Here is a 14,029-nt window from a genome sequence, read left to right on the forward strand (position 1 = left end):
TACTAATTATTTAGTTGTGAGGTAATAATGTTTGGTAATTCATATGATAATAAAATTGAAGAACAAAAAGATGATTATCATGACTTCATTCAAGGGTTTTTGTTTTTGCTCGGTAAGATAAAAGAAAAGAATAAATCAATTCACACTGCTGTAGCTAGTTTTCACATACTATCTTTTTTAATAAAATACAATGCCAATTTTAATGAAGATGAAGTGTATAAAGCCGTTATCCAAGATTTCAATAATGTAAAGGAGGCGAGACTAGAGCTTCAAGATAAGGCTAAAAAAGTATTGAATGGGTATATTGAAAGTGGTGTTGAAACAGTGTCAATATATGGTAGTTGTGCAGAAGTTAAATTGGGAGCTAATAAAAACAAATTCAAAGTCAGTGAGTTTTTGAATAGTAATTTCTGTCAAGATAATGGAATTTCAGGGTTTTCAACTCTGCATAGCAATGGAAAAAATGGAATGCACGGTTTTGTTTCTGAAGAAGGAATAAGGCACTATGTTGTAACTGATGGTGCATACGAAATGACTCTGAATTGGTGTGATGAGGACGGAAAAAAGTGCACTATTATAATTAATATTGATGCTAATGGTATAGAACTTATCGAGCATAATCGTGTTACTGATGATCAATTGAAAGCAAATAAAGATGTAAAAATAGGTAACTTATTCTTGTATCAAATAAAATTTAGAAATAAGGAGAAAGGCAATCATAAATCATCTGAGATTCTGATAGAAAATAGTAATAGAAATATTAACATTAAAACAACTCAAGGAATTGAGTGTGACAGCAAAGAAGCTCAAATAGGCAGTACTAAAATGCAAGACAAAAGTGCACAAGTTGTAGATGAAAGCTTAAACGAAAGAATTAATAAATTGGAAAAAGAAAATACAAGATTGACTGAAGATAAAGAAACTATGTCAGAACAATTGCAGCAGAAAGTGAGAGAGATAGAGGAATTAAATGGAAAGGTAAGGGAAAAAGATGAAGTTTTGGCTGAAGTAACACAAAAATTCGGGCAGCTAAGTGATTCGGTAGAGAGTGAATTTAAAAGGAGAAAAGTAGAGAAGGAAAAGTTAGAGGAGAAGTTAAGGAAAGCGCAAAAAGAGATACAAAAGTTAAGTAAAGAAAAAGCTGAATTAGTGCAAGAAAAGCAAGATTTAGAAGAATTTGCTGAAGGTCTAGATGTTAAAGTACAAAGACTAAAGGATCAAATAAGGCAATTAGAGTACAGTGTGGCTGTAGCAGTGAATGAAAATAAAAGATTAAAACAAGAACTGAATGATGCTCAAAAAAAGTTAAGTAATAAGGACAATGAAATCCAGAGATTAAAAAATCAATCACATGAATTAGAATCTAAAAAAGTAACAGAATTGATGACATGTTTAGCAGCGAAAGAGAAAAAAATAGCAGAGTTAGAAGCGCAGTTGCAAAAAGAAAGGTCTAAAGCTTCTGATCTAGGACTTAAATCATGGGATTTAGAAGAAGAAAAAAGACGATTAGAAGAAAAGTTAAATGAAAAAACTCAAGAAGCGATTGAACTAACTGTAGATTTAGAAGAACTAAGTACGCAATCGGAAGAGAAAGAAACTAAATATTTCAGTAGGATTAAAGAGTTAGAAAAAATTCTTAATAAAGAAAGAAAAAACAGTGAAGAGTTAGAAAATTATAGCATCAATCTGGAGGAAGAAAGTCAAATTCAACATGAAAAGTACAAAGAGTTACTATTTGAGAAGCATTCTATAAAAGAAGAAATTTCAGATTTGAATGATCAATCTTCATTAGTTCATCAGAATCGTGTGAGCTTAGCACAAGATTTGGCAAAAAACATGATATATTTGTTCAAAGAGAATGTAAGAGAAGGAGATAAAGTGATTATATCGCAGGAAACTGTATTAGAGATTTTGAATAGATTGGAGGAATTAATCAAGAATGTTGGAGTCAGTGATCAAGAAATAAAAGGAGTAATTGAAGAAATATCTGTACAAACTAATGATAGCCTTGCTCCTTCAGATATAAGTAATGGAGATTTATCAGCACTACCAAATAAAGAGCTAGATGAAGCTTCATATTCAGAAGATTTTGGATATTCTAGTAGATGTTCTACTCCCGTCTGATGCCACCTTGCATTTTGAGTTTAGTTAGCATATCAACTAAAGTTTATCACTGATACAATTGTGATAAGTGTTCTCCTCTACAGGTAAGATAATTTTAATCAATATATACAAGACTGCTGAAGTTTTGTATATGGGTGATGAGCAATTTACTTAATAAATATAATATATTTTATTTTATAGCTAGTTCTCTGGCTACTCTTACATTACTTACATCTTTAGCGCTTATTAATGTACCTAGTTCTTTAATTCTCGCTTTAGCTGTATTATCTGCTTTGGCTCTTATGATTTTGTATAAAATAATTATTGACACTAGTAAAGTGGGAAAGAAATTTGCTCACAAAGAGCTTGAGTTGACTCAAGAAAAGCACAATTTATACGAGGAAGGAAGAAAATTTGGTCAAAAAATAGAAGCTGAGAGGAAATCTTTTCTTAAAGAAAAAAAATCTTTGGAGGAGAAATTAGAAGCAAAAATGATCCATATAATTGGAATAACAGACGAATTAGAAAAAGTAACGAAGGAGAAAGATGAGCTTGCTGCACAAGAAAAAGAACTACTCCATAAAATCTCATATTTGTGTAAACAGTTACAGGAAAAAGAAGCTACTCTAACTGAGAGGGAAAAACACATAATGGAATTGAAAAGAAAAATAGACAATAATAAACATGAAGAATTGAATAAGGAAATAGAAAAATTATTCAAAGAAAACGAGGAGTTATCTAAGGAAATAGATAAATTACGTAAAGAGAAACATATGCTATATACACAAAAAGAAGAATTATATAAAAGGCAAGAAGAACTTTGTGTGGCATTAGATGAATTACATTGTAAATTTAAAGAAATTGATCAGAAAAATAAAAACTTATCTCAAGAGTTAAAAAGGAAATTTGAAGAGCTAGATAAAGCAGATGGTTTAATTAAAAATCAATCTTTTGAGTTAGACAAAATAAGACAAGATTGTAATAACGAAGTGAAAAATTTAAGAAATTCACTTTTAGAGCGAGACAGTCAAATAAAACAACTTCAATATGTGATAGAAAAGGTAGAAGAATCAATAAGAGAAAATAGAGCAATTAAAGATTATAGCACAAAAATAATATTAGGGGAGACTCAGAAAATAAAATTTATATTAGGGGAACTTGCACAATTCACTCCAGTTAACGGTTCCAAAACATCGGAGGAAACGTCTGATTCTTTACAGGAAGATCTTGGATATGCCAGTCGTTCACCCACTCCGACCAGATTATCGGGTTCAGTGTCTGTACAAAGCATTGCAAGTGGACCAATCCCTGAATATGGATTGTAAAATGCAACAATTACTCTTATTATAAAAAAAATTATACAAGATAATGAACCCAATAATATGCGCACTGGATACACAAGATTTGAATAAAGCTATATCTTTAGCTAATGCTCTGCGTGATAAGGTTGGCATGGTAAAGCTTGGGTTAGAATTTTTTGCTGCACATGGCCCTTCTGGAGTGAGAGAAGTTGCAAAATGCAATATACCAATTTTTTTAGATCTGAAATTGCATGATATTCCAAACACTGTCGCTAGAACGATTGAAGCAATCAAGATTCTAGATGTTGAAATGCTAACATTGCATATCAGTGGTGGAACAAAAATGCTTCAAGAAGCGCTAAGTATAGTGCAAGGCACTAAAATAAAGCTAATTGGAGTAACAGTATTAACTAGCATGAGTAATAAAGATCTAAGTGAGCTTGGAGTGGCAAGAGAAACAAAATCACAGGTAATTTTGCTGGCAAAGCTTGCAAAAAAGATTGGTCTACATGGAATAGTTTGCTCTGCACTAGAGGCTCAAGAAGTGCGTCAAGAATGTGGTAAAGACTTTAAAATTATTACTCCAGGAATCCGTATGAATCGAGGTCATGATGATCAAAAAAGGACAGCAACACCAAAAGAAGCAATAAATTCAGGAGCTGATTATATCGTAATTGGCAGACCCATTACAGAGAGTAGCAATCCCGCAAGTAGTGCAGAATTAATATTGAAATCTTTTATTGATTGAAGCAGGGCAGATAAGGTAGCATAGGGTAAAAGCAACAAACGGTATGTATCCGTTCAGCAGGGTGGCAAAACAAGGTAGACGAGAAAAGATAACTAAATGGGTGTCATCCCAGTGCTTGACCATTTTTCTTTTTTTTCTGGATTCCAGCTGGCTTTGTTGCACCACTCAAGGAAAGAACAGGCAGTTACTGATGGAATTTGTTATAAAATAGATATTTAGCCGACAAAGGAAAAATATGCCAATAAGAATGAAAGTCAGTAACTGCCTGTTCTTTCCTTGAGTGGTGCAACAAAGCCAACTGGGATCCAGTTAAATTTACAGGTATAAAAGTAATCAACGTTTCTGGTGATGATAGAAAAATGGATCCCAGCTTTATACGGCTACGTACTTTATTTGCACATTCTCCTGAATAGATACTCAGTGAAAAAAAGTGCTTGACACAAAAAAATGGATGCTGTATAGTACTGACAATTAAGTATAATACTTAGCGTGGTGTAATACTACACTGCTTTTTTTACTTCAACAAGTAATCATTATCATTTTTCTCTCGTTACCAAGCAGCTTACGTTCATTTGTATCTACCATGAAGCCAATGCTAGAATCCAGAAAAAAGACCGGTGAATGGCAGGCACGAGCATTATACGTATACAGTTGTATGAACGTTGTTTACCATGAGGGCGCCTCCCAGCACTGGGATCCATATTGTAAACAAGCGTTTGAGTTATACTAAGCTGCCATTCACCGGTCTTTTTTCTGAATGCAGGTTGCATGACAACGCTGAGATTACTGATAAAGATTACCTTCAAATTACAATAACTATTCTAATTTTATTTTTAAAGGAGGCTATTATGTCACTTACTGATATCGCTCACCGTGTTAATGAACTCGCTTCATCATGGGAGCAATTTAAATTAATAAATGATCGCAAACTAAAAGAAATCGAAAGCAAAGGTCCTGAGCAGCTATGCAAGATAAATAGTAATATTGATAATTGTAAAGAGCGCTTAGATTTTATTGAAACTTCAGCTCAACGCCCAGAGATTAGCACAGATTTTAATACAGGTGATAAATATTTTTCTGATTATATTCGCAAAGGAATGGAAAACAGGTTATCACACAAAACCCTAAGTGGAGATGACAATGATATTGGAGGGTATTTAGTTACTCCTCATATTGTAAAACGCATAAACAAGCGTATAGCTGATTCATCTCCAATGCGGCAGATATGTTCTAGTCAAAGAATCTCTACTGAAACATTGGATTATATTATAGAGGATTGTGACCGTGCTGGTGCAGGTTGGAGTGGTGAAGTAGTAGACGACGAAGATGGTGGCTATAAATCTAAGTATGATTTTACACAAGACACAAGTACACCTAAAATTCAAAAGATTTCCATCACAACTTATGAGCTCTATGCTCAGCCGCAAATATCACAAAAATTGCTCGATGATGCATTTGTCAATGTTGAAAATTGGCTTGTAGAAAAGGTTACCGAAACTTTCAGTAAGAAGGAGAATGAAGCCTTCATTAAAGGTGATGGCACTTTTCAACCTAAAGGAATTTTAGCTTACGAAAATGGAAATGGTCATAATAAGATAGAGCAAATTAAAGCTGATAAGCTAGACAGCGATGCCATAATGATATTGTACTACTCTCTAAATGAACATTACTCTAAAAATGCATCATTTTTGATGAACAGAAGTACGTTAAAGGACGTGAGGCTACTAAAATCTGAAACAGGTCAGTATCTTTGGCAGCCGAGTTTATCGCTTGAAACTCCAGATACTTTGATGGGAATACCGGTATATCAATCTGCTGATATGCCACCTACAATGATTGCAGTAGCAGATTTCAAACAAGCTTATAAGATCGTGGATAACAGAGGAATGAGAATATTGAGAGACCCTTATACAAACAAACCTTATGTTAGATTTTTTGTCACTAAGCGTGTTGGCGGGGAAGTTGTCAACACCAGTGCTATTAAATTATTGAAAATTGCAAGCAAGTACTAAAATTTTTATGAAATAGTTGATATATTATACTTTTTATGTAATAATTAAATTATTGTTAATTTAAGGAGTAAAATATGTTAGAAAAAATAAAAAACTTTTTTCAGTCGATTGCAGGAAGAATTGCATCAGTCTGGAACAGCATTAAAAACTTGTGGTCTAGTAATAAGGCAAACCTAGTAAGTGACCCTAAGGAAAGGATAGTGGCGTTATCTTTTGTAGAATTGAGCGACGGTAAAATAAGGTTGGTTATACCGCAAGGTGTAACACTTCCAACCAATAAAGATAAACATGGTAATGTAATTAATGATGAGTTTCGTTTAGATTCACATTATAATAGAAAAGTATATATCACAGGTCGTTACGACTCGAAAATGGTGATAGAAAATGGCAAGATATGTCTATCTATAAATTCAGTTGGGACTCTAGATGGCAAAGAAGTTTATGGTGATAATAAACCAGAAGAAATGAAAAGGCTGCTAGATGTGAGCAATAAAAGTTGTATAGAAATACAATTGAATTCACCTAAAGTTATTGCAAATAATAGTAACACACCAAATTCAGAAACTACTAATGTAGAAGTAGAGCAACACGCTGCTGATACTAGTCAATCTCTTAATGCACAGTCACTATAGCAAACTGTTAAAAAGAGCACCTCCTTTGGTGCTCTTTTTCTTTATAAGTTTTCTCCATAGGGAAAATTGACAAATTAAATTTTATATATAATAATTAAATTATTAATTTAAGTAGTAAAGTATGTGGGAAAGTATAAAAAAATTTTTTAAGTGGATTGCTGATCGTACAGGAATTTCATCGATTGCAAGAAAAATTTCATCAGGTTGGAATTGGTTATTTAGCAGTAAAGCAAATGCTGCTCAAAAAAATATATCACCAAAGAGACCTTTAGATGAGAATGTAAATAAAAATAATACGTTGCCAAAAACTCTAGATGGTAATCAACTAATACTGCCAAAGCAGATAGATAGACCCAAAGTTTGTCTTGAAGTTATCGATGGTGAACTACTATTAACTATGATAAATAAAAATTATACAATCCTTGAAGAGAAATATAAAAATCCATATCAATATGATGAATTTCATGCATTTGTAAGATGTGACAGTGGAGATTTTCATATTACTGGTCCTTATCGCTCACAGAAAAATATAGGTGGTGAGAGGAAGTCTGTGTCAATAACTTCAGTAAAGAAACAAATTGATGAAGGTTCTGTATTAAGTAATCCATTAGAAATGATACGTGTATTAGGCTTAGGTAAAAACAAAGAGTTCGTTAAAGTGAATAAGATAAATTACAAGCCATTAAAAACAAAAAAAACATCAGTAGTAGGTGGGCTTGAATTTGAAGGGAATAACTTTTGGTTAAATTTGGAAGAGTGTATAAACATTAAGGATTATAAAAGTAGTTTAACCAAGAACGCATATCATCCTAAGTTTCTTGTATATCTAAAGTGTAATAAAGGAGAATATTGCATTACTGGTAGGAGTATTAATTCTCCTGAGTTTGCTAAACATTTAATTGTAGAATCGATAATAGAGAAGAACAAAGATGGGAAGTATATCGATAGCGATAAAATATTAGTTCAAGACAGTATTGAGAATGTGAAAAAAATGTTAGGATTGGAGAATGATGTAACAGAGATTAAAGTGGGTAGTATATCTAATCAGCCATTTGAATCTATAACACCTACTATTACGGCACAACAAGCGGGTGACAATACAACTATTGATCCATTGGCAGTAACAAGAGAATCTTCTACTATCAACATTTTTAACGGAAACTTAGAACTACGTCTTGCAGATGATATTCAACAAAATCTAGAGGATTATAAGCATCCAAGAAACAAAGGTAAATATCGTATGAAAATACACTGCAATAAAAATGATTTTAATATTAATTTTAGTAAAAGAGATAACGATGATGGTTCCGTATCTCTAATTATTAATATACTACAAAAAGATAAACTCCAACTTTTTCATGTATGGCAAATGAAAAAGTCCTTAGGCTTCAAGAAAGGTTCAACATTTGTTGTAATAGATTCTATTGAAAGTTTTAAAGCGCCAACAAATAATGGCGTGCCAAGTTCAGAAACTACTAGTCTGGAAGCAAAGAACGCTAACTGTAATAAATCTCTATTAGTTAATGCACATAAAGAAAAAGATGAGCATAATACTGATGCTAGTCACAAGATAATACAACAAGAGGTTAATAATGAGGATAATGAACAAGAGAAGTTTTATGATGCAGAAGAGGAATTAGATGATGATTTTCATGATGCACGAGAGGAGGACTCTTGTAATGTGTTAAAGGCACAACCTCGCTCAATAACTGGAGAACCAGAAGCACAAATACATTATATCTCTAATCCGAGCAAAGTAGGAAACGGTTATTAAAACAAACCCTTCACAAAAGAGCACCTCCTTTGGTGCTCTTTTTTTCTTTATAAGTTTTCTCCATAGGAGAAAATTGACTAATTACAATTTTTCGTATCAATTTTCAATAGATTCATCGATGTATAGCTATAGTTTTATCAGTGTAAGGCTAAATATGCTAAGCTTATAAAGATGACAAAGCTTCAAAAAAAGCCTAACATAGTGGAAAAAGCTTTATGAAAATCAAAGTTGGAGTAATAGGCTGCTTAGGCAGAATGGGTAAGAAAATACTCAATGAATTAATTACGAATACCAAAGTGGAAATAGCAGGTGCTGTTGCTCGCTTGGGCAGTGAGTATATAGGCTTAGATATTGGGCCTATTGTAGGCAATAATTGCAATTTAGGAATCAAAATTACAAGTTCTATTAGTGAGGTATTTGAATCGTCCGATGTTGTAATAGATTTTACAACTAAAGAATGTATGCTAGAATGCCTTAAGGCGGCCGTGAAATTTAAAAAACCGCTAGTTAGTGGCACAACTGGAATAGAAGGTCTAAATTTAAAAGACTATGCTGCTAAAGTTCCAATATTATGGTCAGCAAATATGAGTATAGGAGTTAATGTGTTGCTGAAATTGGTAAAAGAAGCTGCCAAGCTTTTAGGTAATGAGTATGACGTTGAAATTTGGGAAATGCATCACAATTTAAAAAAGGATTCACCATCTGGAACAGCTATAGAGTTTGGTAAAGCAGTTGCTAACGCTGCAAAAGTGGATTTTGAGCTCAATCAATATTCACATAATAATTCAAATATAAGAGGGAAAGGAGGAATAGGCTTTGCAGTATCTCGTGGAGGTGGAGTAATAGGAGATCACAGTGTCATGTTTGTCAATTCCGATGAACGAGTAGAATTAAATCACAAGGCAATTGATCGTACAACGTTTGCTAGAGGGGCGGTTCAGGCAGCAATATGGTTGTGCGAGAATAAAACTCCAGGACTTTATTCAATGCAGGATTTAGTATGAACGATAAATACGCTTTCGTTAAAAATTTAAATCTTTGGTATGGCTCTAAACAAGTTTTATTCGATATAAATTTGAATATTTGCAAAAAGAAAGTCACAACTTTTATCGGACCTTCTGGGTGCGGTAAATCGACATTTTTGCGTTGTTTTAATCGTATGAATGATTACGTACCTGGATGTAAAGCGACCGGTGAGCTGGTAATCGATGGGCTGGGTAATATATATTCACGTGATATGGATGTTGTATTGCTCAGAGCAAAAGTTGGTATGGTATTTCAAAAACCCAACCCTTTTCCAAAGTCAATATATGATAATGTTGCTTATGGGCCTAAATTGCATGGCATGGTGAAAAATAAGCAAAAATTAGATGAAATAGTAGAAAGTAGTTTAACTAAGGTTGGTTTATGGGAAGAGTTGAAAGATAGATTGCAAGATAGTGCACTAAATTTATCTGGTGGCCAGCAACAAAGATTATGCATTGCTCGTGCAATTGCAGTAAAGCCAACTATTTTATTAATGGATGAACCATGCTCTGCTCTTGATCCAATGGCAACCAATGCAATCGAAAATCTTATACAAGAATTGAAATTGAGGTTCACCATAATTATGGTAACTCATTCGATGAAGCAAGCTAAAAAATTATCTGACAGCATAGTTTTCTTTTGCAATGGCAAGATTGTTGAATTCGGAAGTACTCAAGAAATCTTTGAAAATGCTCAGTCTCCTTTAACGAAGGAGTATATTCTGGATCATTAGCTTAATAATTGATATTTTAATTTTTTCTATATATAATTTTATCAAGTTTATTGTGATAGGGGGTTAAAATGTTTAGTACAAGTGAAGCAACAAAAAAGTTGTTTAAAGCTATTGAATTTCAAAATGCTAGTGGTGAAAGAATAACACCTGAGGAAGCTTGGAATCATTTTCAACAAGCATTGAAAGAAGGAGCGAATGTTAACGCTTTTGAGGATGGGATGACACCTTTGATGTGCATTATTTCAGCTTTTGTTACTAGTAATAACGAGGAACATCAATATTTAGAGCTTATGGCTAAGTTGCTTGTACAGCATAAAAAAATTGATGTAAATATTAAAAGCAAGCAAGCTGTTATGGAGAGAAGACCAAAGGAACATGATGGTTATCCAGTTTACGAATTTGAGGAGAGAGAAGTAGTAGATAGGAGTCCATATCTTCGCTGCATATACCTTGACAATTCACAACCTGTTAATGAAGGATTTATACCTCAAAATTATGCTCGTGCAGAGGAGGAAATTAAGACCGGCAAGAAGGAAAAAAATACAGCTCTACACATTGCTTGAAAGTTGGGAAATGTAAACATGATAGAAATATTACTTACACATCCAAATATCAAACCTAATATTAAAAACTATGAAAACAAAAGTCCAAGAAATTGTATTGCAGGACATGTCAAGAAAGCAATAGAACCAGAATTCCTAAAGATAGAAGCAGTCGCTCAAAAAAGGAAACAAACTAATTATGTGTACTAGACACAACTTAATCTGACAGCAACGAATTAACTGACAGAAGAATTGAAAACTAATATCAGTCTCTTGTTTAACGTTACTAATATTTTTCTGAAAAGCAATGTGTTTGCTATCAAGAAAAGTCTGCATAGGCGTTTTACCATAGCAATATTTACCTGAGTGAGGCCTGGTCTCATTGTAAGAGCGTAACCAATGATCAACATCTATCTGCAAATCTTCTAAAGAACTGTAGATTTTCTTTCTAAAGATAATATTGTAACACTCATCTTGCATAGTTTTATGAAACCTTTCGCATATGCCATTAGTTTGTGGTGAATTGGCTTTAGTTCTTGAATGATCAATATTTTCAATTCCCAAATAAAGCTGATAAGCGTGATTTTCTGGTTTACCACAATATTCTGTACCTCTATCAGTCAAAATGCGCAATAATGGCACGTTTTGTACATCAAAAAATGGTATTACTCTATCATTCAGCAAGTCGGCAGCGGTAATAGCAGTTTTATCTGTATAAAGCTTAGCAAAAGCCACTCTCGAATATGTATCAATAAAAGTCTGCTGGTAAATGCGCCCAACGCCCTTGATATTGCCTACGTAATAAGTATCTTGAGACCCTAAATAACCTGAATGTTCTGTTTCAATTTCACCGTGAGCTTCTCTTTGCTCTTTAACTTTTTCCAATGCTGCAAGTTGCTCTTCAGTTAAAATTATGCCGTCTTGTGCAACCTTTGCTTCAAGGGCTTTAAGTCTTTTTTTGAACGTTTCAATGTCATTTCTTAGCCATACAGATCTTACGCCACCTTCGGAAATTATTACACCCCTTTTTCTCAGCTCATTTGCAGCTCTTTGTTGTCCATATGCTGGAAATTCTGTAGCTATGCCAATTATTGCCCTTTCTATATCTTCGGAAACTCTGTTTGCTAATAGGGGTTTTTTCTTACTTATTTCATGTAATGCTCCTTCTCCCCCACTTTCATATAACTCCTTAAATCGATAAAATGTATCACGCGAATAACCCATCACCTTACACGCTTGTGATACGTTACCTAATTGCTTTGCTAGTTCTAATAACCCTAACTTTGGTTTTAGTATTTTTGTTTGTATCGTACTCATATCTAACACTCCTTTCTTTTATTATTTTATAACTTACTTTTTTAAAGTGTCAGATCAAGTCTTGTTTAATACAAATTAAGCCTTACCTTGATTTATTAAACCTCTATCCTGAATTAAATGACCTTGAACAGAAGTATTACTTAAATAACTTTGAGGCTCTAAGTTTATTTGCTGTTCTTCAACTTCTAATGTACTATCTCTATTGTGTAATATCTGCTCTATTGATTGATTTACTATTAAATCTAGTTCCTTATTAAATACAACCATAAATTTGTTAAACTTCTTTGGACTTAACTTACCTGTTTCTCTATCGTGGCATGCTTGCTCTACATATGAGTTTAAAAATCCTGAAATCTCATTAAACTTACCACCCGTGATTTTTGCAGTAACCTCTTTCTGCATTTCTACACAATCAATATTTAACCGATGCATTGATACCCCACTTTTTAATGCAGCTTGTTCTACTACTTTCTCAAATTCCTCTATAATATTTAATGCATAGCCCTGTGCTTCTAATGGTGATATAGACTGAACTACTGTGGAAATATACTTATGACCTGTGATTTTCCTTATAAATACATCTAATAAAAGAAGTACACCGTTGTTATCAATACCTTGAACTGTAATAGCTTTAGAAGGTTCCATACTTATAGCTGCCTTAAAAGGAGAAGAAATAAACTGAAAAACACCTTTAACAGTATCTACTGTAGTGTAAGCAAAAATATTGATCCATGAAGATGGCTTGCTTGCTCCGCTTGTAACTCCTATTTTATCATTTTGCAATGAATTTTCATCTTCTTTTACAATACTACGGCGATTATGGACACCTATTGATAGAGAACTGCCTTCCTCTTGTGAGTATCGATGACGCCTATGTCTTATAAAATGTTGTGTAGTTTCTTCATTTTTCCTTATTCTTTCCTCTAGAAGGTTTCGTATTTCTAAGCTGTTTTCTTCATTAAGCGTATTTGCCATGGCTAAAGCTCCTCTAGCATCAACATAATCACTTTTATCAAGAATGAGCTTAACTATATTTAAATTACCATAAGCAGCTGCAAAGTGCAAAGATGTCCAACTATCTTTATTTTTAGCGTTAACGTCAGCATGTTTACTTATAAGAAATTTAGCTACTTCTAAATGACTGCTTTTAACAGCCAAATGCAAAGGAGTATTGCCATTATTGTTCTTAGCATCAATATCAGCTCCTTTGTTTATAAGCTCTTTTACTACATCTAACCTACCATAACTTGCAGCCCAGTGTAAAGGGGTATTACCATATTTGTTTCTTTCATTAATATTAGCTCCTTTCTCTATGAGCTTTTCTAATACATCTAAGTGATCATTTTTAGTAGCCAAGTGCAAAGGAGTACTGCCATTATTGTTCTTAGCATTAACATCAGCCCCTTCCTCTATAAGCTTTTCTATTACACTTAAGCTACCATAACCTGCAGCATAGTGCAGAGGGGTATTATTGTATTTATTCTGCTCATTAACATTAGCCCCTTTCTCTATAAGCTTTTCTACTATACTGCAGCGCTGGTTAAGAGCAGCCCAGTGCAGAGGAGTAGCATCGTGATTGTTCTTAGCATTAACATCAGCCCCTCCCTCTATAAGCTTTTCTGCTACCTGTAATTCATCTGCAAGAGCAGCTAAGTGCAGAGGGGTATTGCCATTATTGCCCCTGGCATTAACATCAGCCCCTTTATTGATAAGATCCGCAACTTGATTGGCATCTCCACTACGTACAGTAGCAAATAATTCATTAATCATTTAACCCTCCATAAAAACAACTCAATTTCAAAGTAAGAAAAAAATCTTTTTCTGAATAAAACAGCTACCTC

The 14,029-nt window shown here is 33.5% G+C and carries 12 protein-coding genes; 10 read left to right on the forward strand and 2 right to left on the reverse strand.

Annotation, left to right across the window (positions count from 1 at the left end):
• Nucleotides 1-27 precede the first annotated feature (27 nt).
• The 10 genes from ACQ4M0_RS01375 to ACQ4M0_RS01420 all read left to right on the forward strand — a co-directional run bounded on the left by ACQ4M0_RS01375 (nt 28) and on the right by ACQ4M0_RS01420 (nt 10,892).
• On the forward strand, nt 28-2,124 hold the full coding sequence (locus tag ACQ4M0_RS01375) for a hypothetical protein (protein ID WP_438456500.1): 2,097 nt from the start codon (nt 28-30) through the stop codon (nt 2,122-2,124).
• Between the two features lie 137 nt (nt 2,125-2,261).
• Nucleotides 2,262-3,428 (forward strand): hypothetical protein, encoded by a 1,167-nt coding sequence (locus tag ACQ4M0_RS01380; RefSeq protein WP_438456501.1) that lies wholly within the window; start codon nt 2,262-2,264, stop codon nt 3,426-3,428.
• Between the two features lie 43 nt (nt 3,429-3,471).
• Nucleotides 3,472-4,152, forward strand: a complete 681-nt coding sequence (pyrF, locus tag ACQ4M0_RS01385; protein ID WP_108784631.1) for an orotidine-5'-phosphate decarboxylase — start codon at nt 3,472-3,474, stop codon at nt 4,150-4,152.
• Between the two features lie 96 nt (nt 4,153-4,248).
• Nucleotides 4,249-4,371: a hypothetical protein gene (locus ACQ4M0_RS01390; protein WP_438456502.1), complete on the forward strand. Its 123-nt coding sequence runs from the start codon at nt 4,249-4,251 to the stop codon at nt 4,369-4,371.
• A gap of 629 nt (nt 4,372-5,000) precedes the next feature.
• On the forward strand, nt 5,001-6,164 hold the full coding sequence (locus ACQ4M0_RS01395) for a phage major capsid protein (RefSeq protein ID WP_438456503.1): 1,164 nt from the start codon (nt 5,001-5,003) through the stop codon (nt 6,162-6,164).
• A 74-nt stretch (nt 6,165-6,238) separates the two neighbouring features.
• Nucleotides 6,239-6,796 (forward strand): hypothetical protein, encoded by a 558-nt coding sequence (locus ACQ4M0_RS01400; protein ID WP_438456504.1) that lies wholly within the window; start codon nt 6,239-6,241, stop codon nt 6,794-6,796.
• A gap of 121 nt (nt 6,797-6,917) precedes the next feature.
• Nucleotides 6,918-8,570 carry a hypothetical protein gene (locus ACQ4M0_RS01405; protein WP_438456505.1) on the forward strand — a complete coding sequence of 551 codons (1,653 nt, stop codon included), beginning with the start codon at nt 6,918-6,920 and terminating at the stop codon, nt 8,568-8,570.
• Between the two features lie 215 nt (nt 8,571-8,785).
• On the forward strand, nt 8,786-9,574 hold the full coding sequence (gene dapB / locus ACQ4M0_RS01410) for a 4-hydroxy-tetrahydrodipicolinate reductase (protein ID WP_213863710.1): 789 nt from the start codon (nt 8,786-8,788) through the stop codon (nt 9,572-9,574).
• The gene (pstB, locus tag ACQ4M0_RS01415) at nt 9,571-10,329 is read left to right on the forward strand and encodes a phosphate ABC transporter ATP-binding protein PstB (protein ID WP_012481738.1); all 759 of its coding nucleotides are present in this window, start codon (nt 9,571-9,573) and stop codon (nt 10,327-10,329) included. The genes dapB and pstB overlap by 4 nt, the downstream gene beginning before the upstream one ends.
• Before the next feature lie 68 nt (nt 10,330-10,397).
• Entirely contained in the window at nt 10,398-10,892 is a 495-nt protein-coding gene (locus ACQ4M0_RS01420) for a hypothetical protein (protein WP_250147165.1), read from the forward strand.
• A gap of 135 nt (nt 10,893-11,027) precedes the next feature.
• Here the strand turns inward: ACQ4M0_RS01420 and ACQ4M0_RS01425 are convergent, their stop codons facing one another.
• Entirely contained in the window at nt 11,028-12,188 is a 1,161-nt protein-coding gene (locus tag ACQ4M0_RS01425) for an IS481 family transposase (protein WP_438456506.1), read from the reverse strand.
• Between the two features lie 75 nt (nt 12,189-12,263).
• Entirely contained in the window at nt 12,264-13,958 is a 1,695-nt protein-coding gene (locus ACQ4M0_RS01430) for an ankyrin repeat domain-containing protein (protein WP_438456507.1), read from the reverse strand.
• Nucleotides 13,959-14,029: the final 71 nt, after the last annotated feature.

Origin of the sequence: Wolbachia endosymbiont of Kerria lacca (assembly GCF_051602725.1) — a bacterium.
GTDB lineage: Bacteria > Pseudomonadota > Alphaproteobacteria > Rickettsiales > Anaplasmataceae > Wolbachia.